The organism is Candidatus Marithrix sp. Canyon 246, assembly GCF_001723685.1.
Lineage (GTDB): Bacteria > Pseudomonadota > Gammaproteobacteria > Beggiatoales > Beggiatoaceae > Marithrix.
The window spans coordinates 69,076-88,797 of record NZ_MCBX01000011.1; the positions used below are offsets into that span (position 1 = coordinate 69,076).

Genomic DNA, 19,722 nt, shown 5'->3' on the forward strand with positions numbered 1-19,722 from the left:
AAATAGCTACACTAAAATGAATATAATATATATATTATTTATATGAAAAACTTGAATTTTTTGCATGGTATTGATGATGATTTAAAACAATCATTAATAAAACATTTACGCGATCTTTGGACACATACTTCAACTGCAATTGAAGGTAATACATTATCTTTAGGTGAGACTGCTTTTGTTATTGAAGAAGGTTTAACTGTTTCAGGAAAATCTCTAAAAGATCATGAAGAAGTTGTTGGATATGCAATTGCTATTGAGCTAATTTTTAGTTATATTACTCGTAATAGCCAATTCACAAAAGAAGATTTATTTGCTTTACATAAAGCAGTTCAAACAGAACGAGTATATGATATTTATAAACCTGTTGGAAACTGGAAACGTGAAGCTAATGGAACTAATGTTATAACAGACAATCAAGAACAGATATTTTTAGAATATGCTGCACCAAATGCTGTTCCAGCATTGATGGATAATTGGTTTGACATTCTTAATAGTTTTTTAAAAGAAAAATTAACTATGGATCACGCACTTAGTGCATATGTTTACATTCATGTATCCTTTGTTAGAATTCATCCATTTTTTGATGCTAATGGACGTATTGCAAGATTAGTTGCCAACCTTCCAATTATAAAATCTGGTTTGCCCCCAATTATAATACCAACAGAAAAACGCAGAGAATATATACGATTATTATCAAAATATGAGTTAGCAGTTGGCGAACCGATGGTTGGGGAACCACTATTGCCAAACAGAGAACTTTTAGTTAATTTCATTAATTTCTGTAGAGATTCATGGAAGCAATCATTAGAACTAGTTGAAGCTGCTAGGAATACACAATTGATCAGAAATCAGCAAAGCTAACAAACCTTTGTACCCGACATTTTTACATTATCGGGGTTTAACGGCGTAGGGATTGCCGCCGAGGGCATTGGAGATATCGGCGATTGCCTTCTGTGCACGCACGCTATTACCGGCTTCGTCCAGCGGCGGAGAAATCACGGCAATGCCGAATTTGCCGGGTGAAACAGCAATTAAGCCACCACCCACACCACTCTTCGCCGGCAGACCAGTCTGGTAAAGCCACTTACCGCTATCGTCATAAAGTCCAGCCGTGGCCATCACTGCAAGAATTTCGGGTACGTGTTTTGTGCTGATCACTTGTTTGCCAGTCAGCGGATTTTTGCCACCATTGGCGAGGGTAGCTGCCATCGCAGCGAGGTCCTGAGTGTTGACTCCAACAGAACACTGCTTCGTATAAATGTCAGTGGCTTGCAGGGGATCGCCTTTGATATGCCCATATGCGAACATCAACATCGCCAACGCTTGGTTGCGTTGGTTAGTAGCAGCTTCTGACTTGTAGATATCTTCGAGCACTGTCAGCTTGCGGCCAGCGAAGTCACCATAGTAGGTGAGAATCTTGTTCCAGATATCGTCGTAACTACTACCCTTAACCATGCTCGTCGCGGTAATCGCACCCGGATTAACCATAGCGTTCATCTCCGAACCTTTATATTGTTCAATAGCGACGATTGAATTGAATACTTGGCCGGTGGCATCTACACCCATGTTGTTGTAAATAGCTTCGGGGCTGGATTCTTCCATAACTTTAGCCATGGTGAACACTTTGGAAATAGACTGAATCGACACCTCAGTCTTGAGGTCTCCCGCAGTATACACTTTGCCATCGGTTGTGATTAATGCAATACCAAAAATCTTCGGATCAACCTTAGCCAAAGCTGGAATGTAATCGGCGTTGGCACCTTCCTTGATATTTTTATAATCATCATAAGCACGTTTGATTGCAGCTTTGATTTTGTACGGATTCAGCGTGTCGGCGTAAGCTGATGTGCTAATGCTTACGACCAGAGCCAGTGCGGTGATAAAACTCATTATCAGATTGGTATTATGCCTATTATGTTGCAACATGAATGTTTCTCCTTAAGTATTTGAACGAAAACTGCACAACTTACAAAAATACCATTATATTTACATGAAGTCAATACTACATTTGAAGAATTCTTCATTTTTTGACAATCATATAACCCAACCCTCGCACTGTTCTAATAAGATTTTTTCCCAGTTTTTTTCGTAGATGGTGAATATGCACTTCCACTGCATTACTTTCTACCATCTCATTCCAGCCATATAAGCTTTCTTCTAAGCGATTGCGCGATATAATTTTGCCTGTATTTTCTAATAAAATTTGTAATATTGCTAATTCGCGTGGTGATAAAATCACTGCTTTTCCATCTTTGATTAATGTTTGTGCTGCTGGATCAAGTTGCAAATTTTCATATACTATTAATGGGGTTGAACGTCCACTATGGCGGCGTATTAAGGCTCGTAGGCGAGCGGTTAATTCATCTAAATCAAAGGGTTTTACTAAATAATCATCTGCACCATTGTCTAAACCAGTAATTTTATCACTGATACTATCACGAGCTGTTAATATTATTACTGGTATATTATTATGACGCGATCTTAAATCTTTTAATATTTGTAAGCCATCTTTTTTTGGTAAATTTAAATCTAAGATTAAAGCATCATAAGTTTCAATCTTAAGCGCATGTTCACCTGATTCTCCATCTTGTACCCAATCAACGGCATAATTTAGTTGTCTTAAAGCGGTTTGAATGCCATTACCTAAGAGTTTATCATCTTCTATTAATAATAATCGCATGTTTTACCATATACAAGTTTATTAAGTTTTTCTTAAGAATAAAACTTTACTATAATTAAATTATCATTAACCTAAGAGAAATTAAACTATGAAAATTTTAACAATACTGTTATTACTCATTAGCCAATTGGCTTGGAGTAGTAATAAACTATATACAGTACCTGATGGTAATAAATTAATTTTAAAGGTCAAATTTAATACACCTGAAGTAGGTGATTTGTATGTTGCTAAGGCAGTTGATAATAAAATTATTTTTTATAATCAAGCTGCTGGTTGGACAGAATCAAAAGTTGCCTTTATGACTAACCAGTCTTATCAAGGTGAATATACATTATTATCTATTCATATTCCCGGTAATTATCAATTTTATCAAGTTGTTACCAGAGCAAATACTGATCCATTTAAAAGTGAAAATTGGATTGGTGGTTCAAATGGATTAAGTTCTCTGAGTGCTAGTTTGCCAGTTAATAATAATATTAAAGTATTAGCATTTAATGATTTAGGTATGCATTGTATGGATAAAGAATTTTCTATTTTTTCCATACTGCCACCATTTAATGTAGTTAATGCACAGGTTCTAATTAAGGGTCGTGAACCACAACTACTAAATTCTGATCAAGTAGAATTGCGTTATTCTCCTGTAGCAGACGCTAATAATTCTATCAATAGCAATAGTATTGGCAAAACTGACTTTTGGAAATATGCTCCAAAATTGTTTGGTAAGGATTTGCAACCCGGAGAAGGTTTAACTGGTTTATATATGCCAGCTGATAATCCTAATCCACAAAAACTTCATTACAATAATAAACATGCTTGGTTTAGTGCTGAAGGTATTCCAATTACTCCTATAGATGATAAGGGGCAAGTTAATCCTTATCCAATGTTACGTATTAATGCTCATGATAAACAAACTGGTGCATTATTAGCTGGAACAGATGTGGTTGTACCTGTATCTAGCGAAACCGATTGTCAAAATTGTCATGCTAGCGGCAAAATAGCAGCTAATGATCCAAATGTAGTTTGGGCTAATGATGGAGATTTAGAAGTTCAAACTAAGAAGAACGTCTTGATTTTGCATGATAAAGAACATAATACTGATTTAAAAAATCAAACTCCAGTATTATGTGCTAGTTGCCATTATTCTCTACCCCTAGATTTAGCTGGTGCTGGTCCTCAAGGTAAACAAAAAGAATTACCTACTAGTTCTCAAGTAATGCACCAATATCATGGTAAATTACGTGATAAACAAGGAAATCTAATATTTCCTGATAATGCGTCAGTAGAAGAAACTTGTTATCAATGTCACCCCGGCAAAAAAACTCAATGCCAACGCGGTGCAATGAAAACAGAAGGTTTAGAATGTAATGCTTGTCATGGTGGTATGCAAGCTGTAGGTGGACAACGCCGCCCTTGGGTTGATTTACCAAAATGCCAATCTTGTCATACAGGTGATGCGGTTAATCATTTAAATGAAGCAGGACTAGTATTTGGTAATGATAAATTCCGCTTAAAACAAACTTACAAAATAGGTGATCTTACAGCTTCACCATTGAATGCCATAAATAAACGCTTTGCAGAAAATGATAATACATTATATCGTAATAGTAAAGGACATGGCGGAATAGCTTGCGAAGGTTGTCATGGTAGCCCTCATGCGATTTGGCCAAATGCAACTGCTAATGCCAATGACAACATAACTGCAAAACAATTACAAGGACATGTTGGTACTGTTATAGAATGCGATACTTGTCATACTCCGGGCAGCTTGCCAATGACAACTAAAGGTCCACATGGTTTACATAATGTTAATGATCCACGTTGGGTAGATGAAGAACATGAAGATTTTTATGAACGTAATCCGAATGGGTGTAAAGCATGTCATGGTACGGATCTAAAAGGAACTGACTTAGCAAAAGTAGCAGTAGATCGAAGCTTTAGAGTAGAAGGACGTACAGTGAATTTACCAAAAGGAAAAGAAGTAAGTTGTGATATATGCCATGCAATGCCCGGTTATGATGATCATGACGATGATGATTAACATGTCTTAGTAAGACTACATTGGGTTAATGTGCCATGTTAAAATATGTTATAATTCACCAACAATACTTTAAAACTACTCCACTTGATAAAAAAGTTGGAAAAGAAGTGAATGAATTAGCACAATGGCGAACTGCTATGTAACCTGTATGGAAACAGTTTGAAGATGACATTGGTAAGGAAATAATTGAAGCCGCAATAGAGTAATTTTATTAAATTATGTTACAGACATTTAAAGCAAATTTAAAAGGTAATCAGTTAGAATAGTTGGATGATCAACCAATATCTATGTTTGATAAACCTAGATCAGTTTATGTAGTTTTGCTTGAAGATTCTCAATTTAATGAAAAGACTCTGGCAGCATTGAAAGAAATTGAAAACGGAGGTGGAAAAGTTTTTGAAAATGTTGAAGAACTATTTAAGGATTTAAATTATCATGGCTGTAGGGAATCTCATCTGGAACCTGATTGGTTATTGATTTACAAAACTGAAGAAATAGAATTAACTTTAGTGCGAACTGGCTCACACTCTGAATTATTTTAATTATAATTTTATCATCAGCCTAACTTGCCTTATACAGAAAGCGTGAGACAATGTATCAAGATAAATTAAAACAATTTAAAAACCTTGAAAATTTAGCTGGTAAAGCTTGGGAACATGCTGTAGCAATAGACGTATTAGCAACAACGGATATTAAAGATTGCTCAATAGAATGTTTTCATTACCAGCAAATGATGGAGTTGTTTTTTAAGCATATATTAGAAACCAAAAGTCAATTTGGAGCCTATAGTAAAAGCCATAAGTTGCAAAAACTATTAGAAGAAGTGATTGCAAATACACAGTTTAGAACAGATAAAACCAAATATTTTATGGCACTACAGGTTATTACTGTTTGTGCTGAATAATATAGGTATAATTTTTTAATTGACTGTGAAGGATATAAGCAAAGTGTAATAATCTGCGATCAATTATTAGAAGAATTGATTAAATATAACTAGAGCTGACGAGTGGATACATAAATTAGTATCCTTTCGTCAGCCCTTTCTAGCATGGGTTTTTTATAGATAACTTTAGCCCCAATGCTTGAAGTACATGATAAATAGTATCTAGTCATGGTTTGCCTGTTTCTGATAGTGATTTATACAAGCTTTCTCGACCAACATTAGCTTTTTTTGCTATCTCTGTCATACCTTGAGCTTTTGCTACATGACCTAAAGCACGTTGAAAGCCTTCTATCCCGTTTTCATCAAGCATTATTTCGAGGTATTCTTTTATTGCTTCTGGGCTATCAAGGTATTTTGATACATCGAATTTTTTTGTATTTTTTATCATAATTGATCCTCAATATCGGCTAGTATTGCCTTTGCTTTTTTTATGTCTTTTTTCTGGCTTGCTTTGTCTCCTCTTAGGTTATCCAGCCAACTATCAAATTCTGGAGTTGTTCTTATTTCATACATTAATATCGAATTATACCTTATCTAATGGGTTTTTCAATTTTATATAAATGGAAATTTTGTCATTATACATATAATATCATTATAGTTGCCTTCAATAATAGCTTTATCTAATTTTTCTTTTAATTTGACATCATTTCTGATAGAATATTTCTGTACGTAACAATCAATCAAGTAATAAAAAATGAAACTAAAACTAATATTTATATTGGCATTAATATGCTTATCTAAACAAGCCTTAAGTTTTCCATATAGCCAAATTTATGTATTTGGAGATAGCTTATCTGATACTGGAAGATTATTTGAAGCAACGAGTTTACCACCAGAACCTTATTTTGAAGGACGTGTCAGTAATGGCACATTATGGATAGAAGAATTATCTGAAACTTTAAATTTAACATATAATCCAGATACTAATTTTGCTGTAGCTGGTGCCACTAGTGGAGCTATTAATGTAAATGGTGATGATTTAATAGGTGTACAGCAACAATTAGATAATTATTTGAATAATAATCCAATTGCTGATGCAGATGCGTTATATGTAGTTTGGGCGGGTGCGAATGATTTTAGTGAAAGTGTGCCTGATATAACTAAGTCTATTAGTAACATAGTTACAGTAGTGGGCAAGTTACGTCAACATGGTGCGAAACATATATTAGTACCAAATTTACCTCCACTTGATAAAACTCCTAGAGCGATAACTGGCGGCACAAGTGCGCTTTTGGCTCCAGTTATTAGTGCTTTTAATCAAAACTTAGCTCAACAATTAGCAGCATTGGATGTAATTCAAGTTGATATACCAACAGCATTTGAAATATTTAAAACCCCGAAAGTGGTAACACCGCCACTAGGTAATCTGAAAAATATGACTGAAGCTTGCTTTGATTTCAAAACAATATGTGACAATCCAGATCAATATTTCTATTGGGATGACTTGCATCCAACTACAGTTGGGCATAAAGCAATAGCATTAGTATTTTTTGCTGCTATAGCAGAATCTGTTTATGTAGATTTTAGTAAAATTGATCCATCTGAACCCCATTTATTAGAACTTCCTTTTATAGAAGTAACTGATGAAGCTGGTAAATTTTTAGCATTAGATGTAGGAATGTCGCGTAAACCAGATGATGCTGAACTTCAGTTCAGCGTCTTAGGTAGCGTTATACAAACTACAGTATCATTGCAAAATCTATTTACTTTTCCTAGTGGTCATAAATATCCTACTTTTAATAAAGCTACAGGTATTTTAGCAGTACCAATAGTACATATAGCTGAAGCGAATCCAACATTAACTTTTCTAATCGAATATAAAGCCAACTTCAAATTTTTACCAAATACATTAAACAATCCTTTCATGGCACCAACTTTTGAATTAGCTAGTGCTAAGTAAGCCCAGTTATAAGGAAATTCTAGGTTTTGCCATTCCATTAATGTTGGGTTTAATGACAATGGCATTAGTCACTGTCATTGACACAATATTTTGATAGCATGGATATTTTTTGTAGATATTATGCAAAGCAGCGTCGCTTTTATCGCAAAAGCTTTTGGTGTCAAAAAAATTCAACTATTTATATATCCAAGCATGGTCAATATTTGCAAATTTGGCACAATTAGAAGCAGAAGTAAATAATTATGCTTGGTTATATTTACACATCAGAGTTTGGGATGCCGCTTTTTCTTTATTATTAATCTATAGGCAATTCTATCATTCCTATGATTGTTTCAATATTAATGTTTAAAGTAATGGCATTATACCAAGTATTTGATGCAATAGCCATTATTTTACGCACTACACTAAGCGGAGCAGGAGATACTACAGATACTGGCCACAGACCTGACAGGTTTTTAAAACCTGCCAGGTCTAAAACCCCGTGTTTTCAAGTTGTTCAATAACTTTTGTACATATCCCATAATCCTAAAATTAAATTTAACGACTAACAGCATTTAAAGGCACTATCTGCGCAGCTCGCCAAGCAGGATAAAAGCTTGCCACTAAACCTAAACTGATAATCAATATATTCGCTGTTATTATATCCGCTAAATTTAATACTGGATAAATCAAGCTACTTAAACCTATCATTTCATAACCAGCGGCATATTGGGAAAAATCTAATCCATCCGCTGTTGCCATTACTGTCAGCCAGCCTATAAAATTACCTATAATTAAACCAATCATTAATAAAAACATAGATTCAAATAAAATTTGTCCGATTATTGAAGCTGGTTTCATACCCAAGGCTTGCAATAATCCAATTTCACGAGTGCGTTCAAATATTGCCATTAGCAATGTATTAATCAGCCCAAACGCCATTGCAATAAATACTACTATATACCATATTAATAAAAATCCTTCATTAATCTTCATTAATACTTGTAAAATTGGTGCAATAGTTTTCCATGTTTCTACATCTAATTTTGGTGCCAATGATCTTAATTTTGCTAATAAACCATCTAATTGTTCACGATTTGAGCTTAGAATTTCCAATTCAGAAATTTTGTCGCCCATTTCTAACATTGTTTGAGCTGTTTGACGCTTAATAAAAACAAATTGCATTTCAACATCTTCTGTTTTAGCATCATAAATTCCTGCAACACGAAAACCACGTTCTACTATTTCATTATCCTCAGTTTGACTCATCAAAACTACACGTTTACCTAAGCGCGTTTCCAAATAATCAGCTAACTTTCTACCTAAAATAATGTCATGATCATCAATCATATACTGATTACCTATAAAGGATAATCCCTGTTCTTGTGCTGGATCAATTCCTAGTAAACTAACTCCAATAGTTTCGCGCTCACTACTAACTACAGCGGGAACTCGCACTCGTGTAGCCCAATTAGTTATTTCTGAAGAATTATTTAATAAATTTAATAAGTTGCCTTGAGGTGGTGACATGCTGTAATTAATCACCGGATCATCATGATAATTGGGAGCATGAATCTGAATATGCCCAATAAAATTTTGAATAGCATTATTAACTTGTTGCTCAATTATGCCACGCATCAAAGCTGAAATGCTTAACATTGACCAAATGCCAATTGTAATAGCAATAATAATAATACTAGTACGACCGGGATAACGCCATAAATTACGCCATGCTAAAATTATTAATAATTTCATTTTTTTTCTCAATTTGTTTTATAATCATTATTTAATATTTATATTCTATACTACATTGCAATTCAATAAATATGAAAAACATAATTTCCTTATTAATTATTCTAAACATCACTCCAGCTTTTGCTGATCAGCAGGCTCGTAAGATTGTTCAAGATGCTATTGATTATTGGCGCGATCAGTCTTCTTATTCGGTTGTAGATATGACTATTCATCGTCGTAGTTGGCAACGTACTATTAGTTTGAAAGTATGGACAAAAGGTCAGAAAAATTCTTTAGTACGAGTTATTGCTCCTAAAAAGGATAAGGGTAATGCCAATTTAGTGAAGAAAAACAATATGTGGAGTTTTTCTCCTAAAATTAATCGTTTAATCAGAATACCTTCTAGTATGATGAATCAAGCTTGGATGGGATCTGATTTTTCTAATAATGATGTTGCTAAAGCTGATAATATTTTAAAGTATTATAAACATAAAATAATAGCTATCAGTAGTCATCAAGGAAAACAATTATTTACAATTGAGTCTATACCTTATTATTATGCTCCTGTGGTTTGGGGTAAAGAAATTTTAAAAATTCGCGCTGATCACATTCTATTAGAACATTCATTCTATGATCAAGATAATCAGCTAGTAAAAACGATGATGACAAAAAATCTTCAACACATGGGTGGTAAACTCATTGCAACTAGGCAGCATATGCAAAAAGCTGATAAACCATATGAATGGACAGAAATTGTTGTGAAGCAAGCGCGATTTAAATTAAATATACCAAAGCGTATGTTTACTTTGTCTAATTTACGCAATCCAAGATATTAAAATGATTCTACGTTTAGCTTGGCGAAATCTTTGGCGACATTCACGTCGTAGTTGGTTAACTATCGGCGCAATTGCCTTTGCAACTTTGTTATTAATATTTATGATAACTTTGCAATTAGGCAGTTATGATATGATGATTAATAATAATCTACAATTATTTACTGGTCATTTTCAAGTGCAAGCTCCCGGTTATTTAAAAAAACCTCAAATGCGTAATACTTTAGCTCAACCGCAACAATTAGCGGCACAAATACGAGCAATCAATGGAGTAGAAGATATTGGAATACGCGCTAAGGGTTTTGCTCTAATAGCCTCAGAACAACGAACTTATGGTGCTGAAGTTGTTGGAGTTGAAACTGCTAATGAAACCAAGCTATCCACTATACCAAGTTTAATTAAAACTGGACGTTTTTTAAGTGATGATAATGCTCAAGAGTTAATTATTGGCGAAGTCTTAGCTCGCAACCTTAAAGTCACAGTTGGAGACGAATTAACTTTATTAGGTAGTGGGCATGATGGTTCTATAGCAGCGGCAGTGTTACCAATTGTTGGAATTTTTAAAAGCGGCGAACCGGGTTTAGATAGAAATTTGATAGAAATGCCACTAAAAAGTTTTCAAGAAATTTTCAGTATGCACGATAAAGCTCATATAATAGTTGGCATAGTAGAAAATTTAGATAATTTAGAAACTATTCTCACACAAATTAGAAGTACATTACTAACAGACAAACAAGTAGTATTGGATTGGGATACTCTAGTTCCGGGATTAATGCAACTAATTGAGGCAGACTTTATAAATAGTTGGTTTTTATACATTTGTCTGGTATTAATAGTAACTTTTAGTATTTTAAATACATTTTTAATGGCAGTATTAGAACGTACTCGTGAATTTGGAGTGATGTTAGCATTAGGCGCAAAACCGTTTTTAATAGCCAAACTAGTAATATTAGAATCACTATTATTGACACTATTAGGATTAGCAATTGGTATGATTATAGGAATAAGCATAGTATTATATTTTTATATACATGGTTTTAGTTATCCCGGCATGGAAGAACTAGGAGCAGAATTTGGTATAACAGGTAAAGTAACTCCAGAACTATCCTTATTAGCTATAAGCTTAGGACCACTTGTTATTTTAGCATTTACTATGCTAGCCTCAATATACCCAGCATTACGTATTCGGTTATTAAAACCGGTTGATGCTATGAAATCTGTATAAATTTAAAAAGAATAGTAAACTTATGCAAAAAAACCCCGTAATATGTAGAAAATTAAGCAAAACCTTTCAACAAGGTGAAGTCAAAATTCCCGCTTTAGTTGATGTCGATTTGGAAATCCCTAAAGGTGATTTTGTCTGTTTATCTGGTCCATCTGGTTCAGGTAAAACTACTTTACTTAATTTAATTAGTGGTTTAGATAATCCTACTAGTGGTGAAATTGAGCTTGATGGTCAACGCATTGATCAAATGAATCAATCTTCATTGGCTGAGATACGATTATATAAAATCGGTTTTGTGTTTCAATCTTATAATTTAATTCCTGTTTTAACTGCACAAGAAAATGTAGAATTTGTCATGCAATTACAGGGAATTGATAGTAAGGTACGAGCAAAGAAAGCGCGACATATTTTAAAAGAGGTTGGTTTAGAGGGATTAGAAAAACGTCGCCCGGGCGACTTATCAGGTGGGCAACAACAAAGGGTTGCAATCGCACGCGCTATTGTATCTAAGCCTAGTTTAATTTTAGCTGATGAACCAACTGCAAATTTAGATTCTCATACTGCTGAATCTTTAATGGAATTATTACAGTCTATGAATTCAGAACATGGTATCACTTTGCTGTTTTCTACTCATGATCAATTGGTAATGAGTTATTCTAAACGATTAATTAAATTGCATGATGGTCGTATAGCAAGTGATGAAAAGCTTTAATATTCATTATATTATCGTATTATATTTGATAAATATAACTAATGTAATTGCCGAAGAAGATTGGTCTTTTGGTGGGCATTCAAAATATCATGTTATTGCAACTGATAATACAGTAGATCATTTTCTTGATTTGCGCTTCAAGGCTGAAAAACGTTGGCAAGCATGGCAAACTAATATTCATTATGAAGTATTAGGTTTTAAAGGTGATCAGATAGATTCAGACGTTGTACAGCGTTTAGATCGTTTATTTGTTGCTTATAATGGTGAACAAGTAGTATTAAGATTTGGTCGTCAAGCCATTAGTTGGGGTAATGGATTAGTATTTCAGCCGCTTGATATTTTTAGTCCATTTTCTCCCACTGAGATTGATAAAGAATATAAAACTGGCGATGACATGTTATATGGGCAATGGTTATTTGAGAATGGCGATGATTTGCAACTAATTTTATTACCACGTAATAAGATTGAAAGCGAAAGTAGTTTTGCCCTAAAATATCGTGGCACTTATCAAGATGAATGGAATTTTGACTTAATAGCGGCGCGTCATTTTGATGAAAATGTATTTGGATTAGGCTTGAGTAAAAACATTTTAGAAGCCATGTGGCGTTTAGATATGAGCTTGACTCAATTGAAAGATGGTGACACTGCAATTTCCTTAATGACTAATATAGATTATTCATGGGTATGGTTTGAGAAAAATTTTCATGGATTTATAGAATATTATCATAATGATATCGAAGGTCTAGCACTACAAAAGCGTTTAGAACGCGGAGAAATTTATACTCAAGGCAGCGATTATCTGAGCCAAGGAATTCAAATAGAATTACATCCTTTATTTAACATACATGCTACTTGGATTAATAATGTAGAAAATAATAGCGGCATCTTCCAAATACGTGGTATTTATGATTGGGCAGAAAATTTACAACTAGTGGCTTGGCTAGATGACGCTTATGGAGATACAGCTGAGTTTGCTATTGATAGACAGGCTTATATGCGAGTTATTTATTATTTTTAGTATTTTTATTTTAATGCCTTGGCATGATAAGCAATATGTTCACCAATAAAGCTAGCAACAAAATGATAACTGTGATCATAACCATCTTGCATTCGTATGGTCAGACTCTGTTTTGCCTTGTCGCAGGCAGCTTGGAAATTCTCTGGTAATAGCTGTTTTTCATCATAAAATTCATCTGCTGTACCTTGATCAATTAGAATATCCGAAACTTTTGCCCCTGCTTCAACTAAAGCAGTGGCATCATAGGCTTGCCAAACTTTGGTATCATCACCTAAGTAAGCAGTCAAACAAGCCTTGCCCCAACTGGAACTCATTGGATTACAAATTGGTGCAAATGCTGAAACTGACTGATAACTATGCGGATTTTTCAATGCACAGATTAATGCCCCATGACCGCCCATTGAATGCCCAAAAATAGATTTAACGTCGGGTATCAGTGGCAAATGTGTTTCCAACAAGACAGGTAATTCCTTAGTCACATAATCATACATTTGATAATGTTGTTTCCAAGGTGATTGTGTAGAATTCACATAGAATCCTGCACCTGTACCTATATCATAACGATCTTCATCAGCAACATCATCGCCACGTGGGCTAGTATCGGGGAAAATCAAAGCTATACCATGTTCAGCAGCATAGCGTTGTGCGCCCGCTTTCACACGTACATTATCATCAGTACATGTCAATCCAGATAACCAATATAAGGCTGGAACCTTGCCTAATTTGGCTTGTGGTGGTAAATAAACTGAAAATGTCATTTCACAATTACATACATCAGATTGATGTGTGTAACGGTTTAGATAACCACCAAACTCTTTAATACTTTCAATAATTTTCATATTTAAAAGATAATAACAGAACGAATGCTTTCGCCACTGTGCATTAAATCAAACGCCTTATTTATATCTTCCAAAGGCATAGTATGTGTTACCAAACTATCGAGTTCAATCTGTCCAGACATATAACGATCAACATAACCCGGTAATTCAGTTCTACCCTTGACACCACCAAAGGCTGTGCCTTTCCAAGTACGTCCAACAACCAGATTAAAAGGTCGTGTAGCGATTTCTTGCCCAGCTCCAGCAACACCTATCACCGTAGAAACTCCCCAACCCATATGGGTACATTCCAGCGCATCCCGCATCACATGAACATTACCAATACATTCAAAGGAATAATCTGGACCACCGTTATAGCTATCCTGCATATATTCTACAAAGGAACCGTTTATATCATTAGGATTAATAAAATCAGTTGCGCCAAGTTGTTTGGCAAATTCAAACTTGTCGGAGTTAATATCAATAGCAATAATACGTTCAGCACCAGCCATAACTGCACCTTGAATACATGAAAGACCAATACCACCGAGACCAAATACGGCAACAGTAGAACCGGGTTCTACTTTAGCAGTATTTAACACTGCACCAATACCAGTAGTAACACCACATCCTAACAAACAAACCTTATCCAGCGGTGCCTGTTTATTAATTTTTGCCAGCGCGATTTCAGGAACAACCGTATATTCAGCAAAAGTTGAACAACCCATATAATGGTAAATATCCTTACCGTTTTGTGAGAATCGCCGCGTACCATCTGGCATATAACCAGTCCAAACTGTTCCGGCGATGGATTGACACAGATTACTTTTAGTTGACTTACAATAATCACAATGACCACATTCTGGAATATAGAGAGGAATAACATGATCACCAACCTTAAGATCCTTAACACCCGGACCAATTTCAACAACTTCACAACCACCTTCATGTCCCAAAATACAAGGAAATGCCCCTTCAGGATCATCACCCGAAAGAGTAAAAGCATCAGTATGACAAACACCCGATGCAACAACTTTTAATAAAACTTCACCATCTTTTGGACCCATAACATCAACTTCTTCAATAACAAGCGGTTTTTTAGGTTCCCATGCGACTGCTGCTTTTGCTTTCATATTTAGTTTCTCTTAAATTAAATTATGTTTGAATTTTAACATATTTATAATCATTTTACTTGCAATAGACAAAAAAAATATGTATAATAACAATTAAAACAAGGTAATACAATTATGAATTTAGAAGAAATAACTTTTAATGAGTTATCAAAGTTAGTAGATATAAAACAAAATTTTAAAGAGCAAGATCAATTTAATAGCTGGTAATTTTGATAGAAAATCAAAAAAAAATGACGATCCACAACTTTTAGCAGAACTTATAAGTGCAGTAGAGCTTAATGATTGGAATACTATCAAGGGTGCTTATATTATAGGATAAAATTGGAATTTTGTTATTTTAGAAAGGTTTGAAAAACATAAATACCAATATTTTGTAAGTAGAACTTTTAATTGTACAAATATAGAAGATTTGAAAGGGATTTATAAGAATTTACTGTTTGTGAAAAATGAGATCATTGAGATGGTTAAAAGTGATGGTTAAACCTGTCAGGTTTTGCTACGATTTAGACTTATTTCAATTCATAAGTACTAGCTAATTTTTTTTCTACGCCGACATTTTTCAATTCGACATATTGTGGTAAACCATCTTTATATGGAGGATAATCTTCTCCTAAAATCAATGGTTGTAAATATTCACGGCAAGCTTCAGAAATATATTCTGTTGGCATCATTTTTTCAACATTTGCTAAATTTTACATCTAAAAGTAACCATCTGCTAGTACAGTATTTTCAGCAGGAGCCTCATTGTGAAGTAATTTTTCTATATGCCCAATAAAACGTAAAAAGACATTAACACAATCAGAATTATCAGCTCGTCCACTATATGTGTTAAAGTTTTTTCTAATATTAAAGGGTATTCTTTTAGCCTTTCTTAAAATCAATACTTCATCTATATCTGTTGGAGCTGTACTAACAGGTGTCATGTCAAGCCATTCACACATTAAGAAGTATTTAGAACCCGGTAACGCAGATTTTACATCATGTGCTGTTGCAGTGGCTTCTTGAAACATTGTTTTGTCAAGATTAGTTTTACATTCTGTTGTGACATAACCAAGATAAGCTTCCACCTTTTGAACTAACTTGTAAGCTTGATTTGAAATATACTGCTGAGAAACATTTTGTTGGGCCAAAGCTTAGATCAACTAACTCTGGGAAAGCTTTATAGACAAGGTGAGGAAGAAATTCCTCAATAACTGTATTATCAATTTTTAGTTGTCCCTTTTGTCGATATAAAAAGTCTTCTTCACAGGAGTAAATTAAATCAAAATCAATGTTTTTAACCTTCTGACAGCTGCACTAGGCATTTTGCTATTCTTAATAGCTGCTTCAATCTTTCCTAAATGTGGTGTTGGCAACATCTTTATATTCCTTTTGCTTCTAAAATTGGAGATGTTTTAATGTTTTTTGATTTAATATAAGCATCTTTTATATCAGTTATTACATCTGAGTTAGCATAGCTAAGTGCATCATTTAATGCTTTTCTACCAATATCTCTACCAAAATCTAGTTTAGAATTTAAAAAATGTCTATTTATAGAGAATCGTAATATTTCCTCATAAATTAAATTTCCAAATTTATTTTTAAAGACCCTTTCTTGGCTTCCTTCTAAGTTAAACCCACATTGCCTAGCGACGGAAGTAATTAATTTTGCATTTTTAAATGCTGTTTTTTTAACATTAGATTCTCTTCCAACTATAAATATTATTTTTGCATTAGTTTTACAAACTCTTCTTAATTCGATAAATACTTGTGATATATCCATGCAATATTGCACAACAGTTAAAAATCTATTTTGACGAAACTTTCTATTCGCACCAATTTCTGATTTTGCTATTTTTAAAACATCAATTAGTTGTTCTTCAAATACAGTTTTTTCTGAATTATTAAATAAGGGTAAATCATCTATATGACTATAAATAATTGAATCTAACTGTTTTAGCGCATTATTAATTTTGTCTTTAGGTTGATTTACTAATTCCTATATTTTTGCAAATGAAACGGCGGCTGGATTGATTTCACAACCTGATGCTTCAAGCTTATTTAATGCACATTCATATAAAACAGTACCACTACCGACAAAAGGATCAAATACAACATCATTTTGTGAAGAGTAGTTGATTAAAATATGCTCTATTAACTGGGGGGAGAATTGACCTCTCCAAGTAAACATATTGTTTCTTATTTTGTCTTCAATATTTACAATTGAGTCTGGAAGTGATTCAGCTAAGTGTAGGTTTTTGATTTTTAGTTTCTCTTAAATTCAATTATGTTTGAATTTTAACATATTTTAGTGAGCAATAAAAGAATTCAACTAATTTTTTAGTCTATTGCTCATCCCCATTATAGGCATTTATACCTAAAATAGTTGTCATTTACCAAATATAATTCGTTTATTTCTCAATTCGTTGTACTATACTATATTCTGTTAGTACAACTAATTAAGAATTTATTTAACTAATTGCTGTCATACTTATTAAAAATTAAAACTGAAAATAGATAAACTGGTTAATGGGACGCAGAAATACAAATACTAACCCAATCATAACACTAAATACCAGAGATTCTGCAATAATAGTAAGCCATATTCGTTGTCGAAGTAATGGTACTAAGTACGTTTTCGTTAGATAGGTAAGAATGATGCCCATTAAAATTATAGCGGCTATGATATAGGTATTTTCCCGTAATCCTAACCAAAGATATTCAGTTGGTTGGAATATTTTCAGATACATTGCCAAGGTATCAGTCATATTTTGGGCTCGAAATGGAATCCATCCTAACATAACAATGGGTAAAGTGATTAGCCAACCTCCGAATTTTTGAATAGTACGAGATAGATTTGCAAACCATGGAACGGTTAGACGATATAATAATATAAAGGCTGCACGGTAAGCAAAACCTGAATCTACTAAGGGTGCAATATTTGCCCAATCAAAGGGTGGACGCTTGGCAAACTGGTGAATAACTTCTGCTGCCCGAAGAATAGGTCCAGCCACTAATTGGGGAAAAAATGTCACATAACACCCATAAATAACGAAATCTTTTTCTGGCTTAATGACACCACGATAAACATCAACAGTATAACTAATAGTTTGGAAAGTGTAAAAACTAATACCTAAAGGCAGAATAATGTTGAGTAACAAAGGATCTGCTTCTATACCAACAAAATTCATCAAACCAATTGTGTTATCTGCAAAGAACAGAAGGTATTTAAAATAAAAGAGCAGTCCTAAATTGATGAACAAGCTAATCAATAAGAAACGTTTCTTTATCTTCTGTTCTCTTACCTTATGTATCTTCCATGCCATGACATTGAGGTACAATGTATAATAAAATATTAATATTTGAAGCTTTAGCACTCTCAATTATGGCCGATAAAGCGGCCATATTCGCTAGATAGCGACCTTGAATAACACGACGCTTAGAAGTGGCTTTGATACCAAAAACAGTGTTTCTTAACACATGAAGATACGTCAATAAAGTTCCACGTATTTCTGATCTTAATGCCCAAAGACTAGAATGTTTATCCAACCAGTTGTTAAGTGTGGTTTCAGAATGTTCCTGAATGGTATTCTTAAGTGCAGCCATATCTTTATTCACATCTGTGAGATCGCCATGTTCCGCTAATATTATACGCCCAATATCCGTTTGTGCTAGTGCCGTGTTTGTGTCTGCATCTGCGAGTGCTTGAGCTATTTCTAGTCGTAATGTATTCTCACGTAGATCATCAAAAACCACTGGTAAAATAAGAAACTGTACAGGCAAACGTTTTTTTAAATATTCAAATAGCACATAATGCTCTTGGAGACTAGCATTAGGTTGGCTAAAGGTAATTAGATCAATGTCTATTTTTTGTAACAATCGAAACAATATAGGTGGAGCATTTTCTTGCCCCGATTTGGATAAATTTCGTTGCTGTACACCTTCTAAACACAAATGTGCATCTTCGATATGTTTACAGTGTATTGGTATTCCATCTAAACTCGCGTACTGGGAATTAGTTTCTTTTCAGCTAAAATTACTCCGATTATTATTGGTGTACCCAAGCGTAGGGTCTCCATACTTTTTAAATGCGATAAAGCAGTTGCCATTTACCAAAATTCCTTTATTAAATGTTTTCATTAATTAATTGTAATTTACGAGTATGACTGTCATTCAGCGTCCAAACACCGCCTAGAGCTAAAGCTCAAGGCTCATAGCTAAAGTCTGCTTAAGCAGACTAAATAAATGATAACAAAAATTCAATTATGTTTGAATTTTAACATATTTATAATCATTTTACTTGCAATAGACAAAAAAATATGTATAATAACAATTAAAACAAGGCAATAAAATTATGACTTTAGAAGATTTAATTTCAACATTAACTAAAGAAGATATAGAACTAATAAACAAGGAATTTGAAAAAAAACAAAATAAAATTCCTGTTTATCAATATGGCAAAATAACTTTTAATGAATTATCAAAGTTAGTAGATATAAAACAAAATTTTAAACAACAAGATAAATTTAATAACTGGTTTAGTTTAGATCATATTTTTAGTAAAAAAGATATTATCTTTTTTAAAAAGTTAATATCTAAAAATTACCTTTTAATAGAAAATTACCATGAAGAAGATCTAAAAATAAATGTTATTGCACCAATTATAAATAAAGTAGATTTCTTTTTATTTGATGAAGAAATAAGAAACTTTTACGAACAAAGTCTAATTT

The 19,722-nt window shown here is 33.6% G+C and carries 23 protein-coding genes and 1 pseudogene; 11 read left to right on the forward strand and 13 right to left on the reverse strand.

From position 1 onward, the window contains the following. The first annotated feature begins 42 nt into the window (after window positions 1-42). Window positions 43-861, forward strand: a complete 819-nt coding sequence (locus BHU68_RS08405) for a Fic family protein (RefSeq protein WP_069470289.1) — start codon at window positions 43-45, stop codon at window positions 859-861. Window positions 862-888: 27 nt separating this feature from the next. Here BHU68_RS08405 and glsA read toward each other — a convergent pair whose 3' ends face one another. Both glsA and BHU68_RS08415 read right to left on the reverse strand, forming a co-directional pair. Next, window positions 889-1,926: a glutaminase A gene (gene glsA / locus BHU68_RS08410; RefSeq protein WP_069470288.1), complete on the reverse strand. Its 1,038-nt coding sequence runs from the start codon at window positions 1,924-1,926 to the stop codon at window positions 889-891. Between the two features lie 94 nt (window positions 1,927-2,020). Further along, entirely contained in the window at window positions 2,021-2,680 is a 660-nt protein-coding gene (locus BHU68_RS08415) for a response regulator (protein WP_069470287.1), read from the reverse strand. 88 nt (window positions 2,681-2,768) lie between these two features. On the opposite strand from BHU68_RS08415, the gene BHU68_RS17640 reads away from it, so the two are divergent. The 3 genes from BHU68_RS17640 (at window position 2,769) to BHU68_RS08430 (ending at window position 5,622) form a co-directional block, all read left to right on the forward strand. After that, window positions 2,769-4,718, forward strand: a complete 1,950-nt coding sequence (locus tag BHU68_RS17640) for a hypothetical protein (RefSeq protein ID WP_216092635.1) — start codon at window positions 2,769-2,771, stop codon at window positions 4,716-4,718. 287 nt (window positions 4,719-5,005) lie between these two features. Next, window positions 5,006-5,260, forward strand: coding sequence for a type II toxin-antitoxin system mRNA interferase toxin, RelE/StbE family (locus BHU68_RS08425; RefSeq protein WP_083234259.1), 255 nt, complete (start codon window positions 5,006-5,008; stop codon window positions 5,258-5,260). Window positions 5,261-5,310: 50 nt separating this feature from the next. Further along, window positions 5,311-5,622, forward strand: a complete 312-nt coding sequence (locus tag BHU68_RS08430) for a HEPN domain-containing protein (protein ID WP_069470286.1) — start codon at window positions 5,311-5,313, stop codon at window positions 5,620-5,622. A 205-nt stretch (window positions 5,623-5,827) separates the two neighbouring features. Here BHU68_RS08430 and BHU68_RS08435 read toward each other — a convergent pair whose 3' ends face one another. After that, window positions 5,828-6,049, reverse strand: coding sequence for an addiction module antidote protein (locus BHU68_RS08435; RefSeq protein WP_069470285.1), 222 nt, complete (start codon window positions 6,047-6,049; stop codon window positions 5,828-5,830). Then, window positions 6,046-6,174, reverse strand: coding sequence for a hypothetical protein (locus BHU68_RS18060; RefSeq protein WP_256359155.1), 129 nt, complete (start codon window positions 6,172-6,174; stop codon window positions 6,046-6,048). Before BHU68_RS18060 ends, BHU68_RS08435 begins: the two co-directional genes overlap by 4 nt. Before the next feature lie 181 nt (window positions 6,175-6,355). On the opposite strand from BHU68_RS18060, the gene BHU68_RS08440 reads away from it, so the two are divergent. After that, complete coding sequence (locus BHU68_RS08440; RefSeq protein ID WP_069470284.1) at window positions 6,356-7,561, forward strand: SGNH/GDSL hydrolase family protein; 1,206 nt, start codon at window positions 6,356-6,358, stop codon at window positions 7,559-7,561. A gap of 157 nt (window positions 7,562-7,718) precedes the next feature. Then, window positions 7,719-7,910 (forward strand): hypothetical protein, encoded by a 192-nt coding sequence (locus tag BHU68_RS08445; protein ID WP_069470283.1) that lies wholly within the window; start codon window positions 7,719-7,721, stop codon window positions 7,908-7,910. A gap of 188 nt (window positions 7,911-8,098) precedes the next feature. Here the strand turns inward: BHU68_RS08445 and BHU68_RS08450 are convergent, their stop codons facing one another. Continuing rightward, window positions 8,099-9,295, reverse strand: coding sequence for an ABC transporter permease (locus tag BHU68_RS08450; protein WP_069470282.1), 1,197 nt, complete (start codon window positions 9,293-9,295; stop codon window positions 8,099-8,101). Between the two features lie 71 nt (window positions 9,296-9,366). Between BHU68_RS08450 and BHU68_RS08455 the strand changes: the two genes are divergently transcribed. Genes BHU68_RS08455 through BHU68_RS08470 form a run of 4 tightly spaced genes read left to right on the forward strand, consistent with a single transcriptional unit; the run spans window position 9,367 to window position 13,062 of the window. Then, the gene (locus BHU68_RS08455; RefSeq protein ID WP_069470281.1) at window positions 9,367-10,110 is read left to right on the forward strand and encodes an outer membrane lipoprotein-sorting protein; all 744 of its coding nucleotides are present in this window, start codon (window positions 9,367-9,369) and stop codon (window positions 10,108-10,110) included. A gap of 1 nt (window position 10,111) precedes the next feature. Continuing rightward, on the forward strand, window positions 10,112-11,332 hold the full coding sequence (locus BHU68_RS08460) for an ABC transporter permease (protein WP_069470280.1): 1,221 nt from the start codon (window positions 10,112-10,114) through the stop codon (window positions 11,330-11,332). Between the two features lie 22 nt (window positions 11,333-11,354). Continuing rightward, entirely contained in the window at window positions 11,355-12,044 is a 690-nt protein-coding gene (locus BHU68_RS08465; protein ID WP_069470279.1) for an ABC transporter ATP-binding protein, read from the forward strand. Next, window positions 12,031-13,062, forward strand: coding sequence for a hypothetical protein (locus BHU68_RS08470; protein WP_069470278.1), 1,032 nt, complete (start codon window positions 12,031-12,033; stop codon window positions 13,060-13,062). The genes BHU68_RS08465 and BHU68_RS08470 overlap by 14 nt, the downstream gene beginning before the upstream one ends. Before the next feature lie 5 nt (window positions 13,063-13,067). Here BHU68_RS08470 and fghA read toward each other — a convergent pair whose 3' ends face one another. The 8 genes and pseudogenes from fghA to BHU68_RS08505 all read right to left on the reverse strand — a co-directional run bounded on the left by fghA (window position 13,068) and on the right by BHU68_RS08505 (window position 18,946). Beyond that, window positions 13,068-13,901, reverse strand: coding sequence for an S-formylglutathione hydrolase (gene fghA / locus BHU68_RS08475; RefSeq protein ID WP_069470277.1), 834 nt, complete (start codon window positions 13,899-13,901; stop codon window positions 13,068-13,070). 2 nt (window positions 13,902-13,903) lie between these two features. Beyond that, window positions 13,904-15,013 (reverse strand): S-(hydroxymethyl)glutathione dehydrogenase/class III alcohol dehydrogenase, encoded by a 1,110-nt coding sequence (locus tag BHU68_RS08480; protein ID WP_069470276.1) that lies wholly within the window; start codon window positions 15,011-15,013, stop codon window positions 13,904-13,906. Between the two features lie 509 nt (window positions 15,014-15,522). Continuing rightward, window positions 15,523-15,681 carry a hypothetical protein gene (locus BHU68_RS16730; RefSeq protein WP_216115508.1) on the reverse strand — a complete coding sequence of 53 codons (159 nt, stop codon included), beginning with the start codon at window positions 15,679-15,681 and terminating at the stop codon, window positions 15,523-15,525. Between the two features lie 30 nt (window positions 15,682-15,711). Then, window positions 15,712-16,285, reverse strand: a pseudogene (locus tag BHU68_RS16735) (Bpu10I family restriction endonuclease). Between the two features lie 88 nt (window positions 16,286-16,373). Next, the gene (locus BHU68_RS08490; RefSeq protein WP_069470275.1) at window positions 16,374-16,775 is read right to left on the reverse strand and encodes a hypothetical protein; all 402 of its coding nucleotides are present in this window, start codon (window positions 16,773-16,775) and stop codon (window positions 16,374-16,376) included. Window positions 16,776-16,991: 216 nt separating this feature from the next. Further along, window positions 16,992-17,255 (reverse strand): DNA methyltransferase, encoded by a 264-nt coding sequence (locus BHU68_RS08495; RefSeq protein ID WP_338140452.1) that lies wholly within the window; start codon window positions 17,253-17,255, stop codon window positions 16,992-16,994. A 238-nt stretch (window positions 17,256-17,493) separates the two neighbouring features. Next, complete coding sequence (locus BHU68_RS08500) at window positions 17,494-18,318, reverse strand: hypothetical protein (RefSeq protein ID WP_102135816.1); 825 nt, start codon at window positions 18,316-18,318, stop codon at window positions 17,494-17,496. Next, window positions 18,299-18,946 (reverse strand): hypothetical protein, encoded by a 648-nt coding sequence (locus BHU68_RS08505; RefSeq protein WP_069470272.1) that lies wholly within the window; start codon window positions 18,944-18,946, stop codon window positions 18,299-18,301. Before BHU68_RS08505 ends, BHU68_RS08500 begins: the two co-directional genes overlap by 20 nt. A 400-nt stretch (window positions 18,947-19,346) precedes the next feature. Between BHU68_RS08505 and BHU68_RS08510 the strand changes: the two genes are divergently transcribed. Further along, window positions 19,347-19,722, forward strand: a 376-nt coding sequence (locus tag BHU68_RS08510; RefSeq protein WP_141700075.1) for a hypothetical protein, incomplete at its 3' end; no start/stop codon positions are given.

Coding starts and splice junctions, on each gene's coding strand:
- BHU68_RS17640 (WP_216092635.1), top strand. CDS start 2,769: ATGAAAATTTTAACAATACTGTTATTACTCATTAGCCAATTGGCTTGG.
- BHU68_RS18060 (WP_256359155.1), bottom strand. CDS start 6,174: ATGTATGAAATAAGAACAACTCCAGAATTTGATAGTTGGCTGGATAAC.
- BHU68_RS08435 (WP_069470285.1), bottom strand. CDS start 6,049: ATGATAAAAAATACAAAAAAATTCGATGTATCAAAATACCTTGATAGC.
- BHU68_RS08500 (WP_102135816.1), bottom strand. CDS start 18,318: ATGGCATGGAAGATACATAAGGTAAGAGAACAGAAGATAAAGAAACGT.
- BHU68_RS08455 (WP_069470281.1), top strand. CDS start 9,367: ATGAAAAACATAATTTCCTTATTAATTATTCTAAACATCACTCCAGCT.
- BHU68_RS08405 (WP_069470289.1), top strand. CDS start 43: ATGAAAAACTTGAATTTTTTGCATGGTATTGATGATGATTTAAAACAA.
- BHU68_RS16730 (WP_216115508.1), bottom strand. CDS start 15,681: ATGCCAACAGAATATATTTCTGAAGCTTGCCGTGAATATTTACAACCA.
- BHU68_RS08430 (WP_069470286.1), top strand. CDS start 5,311: ATGTATCAAGATAAATTAAAACAATTTAAAAACCTTGAAAATTTAGCT.
- fghA (WP_069470277.1), bottom strand. CDS start 13,901: ATGAAAATTATTGAAAGTATTAAAGAGTTTGGTGGTTATCTAAACCGT.
- BHU68_RS08480 (WP_069470276.1), bottom strand. CDS start 15,013: ATGAAAGCAAAAGCAGCAGTCGCATGGGAACCTAAAAAACCGCTTGTT.
- BHU68_RS08465 (WP_069470279.1), top strand. CDS start 11,355: ATGCAAAAAAACCCCGTAATATGTAGAAAATTAAGCAAAACCTTTCAA.
- BHU68_RS08460 (WP_069470280.1), top strand. CDS start 10,112: ATGATTCTACGTTTAGCTTGGCGAAATCTTTGGCGACATTCACGTCGT.
- BHU68_RS08470 (WP_069470278.1), top strand. CDS start 12,031: ATGAAAAGCTTTAATATTCATTATATTATCGTATTATATTTGATAAAT.
- glsA (WP_069470288.1), bottom strand. CDS start 1,926: ATGTTGCAACATAATAGGCATAATACCAATCTGATAATGAGTTTTATC.
- BHU68_RS08450 (WP_069470282.1), bottom strand. CDS start 9,295: ATGAAATTATTAATAATTTTAGCATGGCGTAATTTATGGCGTTATCCC.
- BHU68_RS08490 (WP_069470275.1), bottom strand. CDS start 16,775: ATGGATATATCACAAGTATTTATCGAATTAAGAAGAGTTTGTAAAACT.
- BHU68_RS08440 (WP_069470284.1), top strand. CDS start 6,356: ATGAAACTAAAACTAATATTTATATTGGCATTAATATGCTTATCTAAA.
- BHU68_RS08425 (WP_083234259.1), top strand. CDS start 5,006: ATGTTTGATAAACCTAGATCAGTTTATGTAGTTTTGCTTGAAGATTCT.
- BHU68_RS08415 (WP_069470287.1), bottom strand. CDS start 2,680: ATGCGATTATTATTAATAGAAGATGATAAACTCTTAGGTAATGGCATT.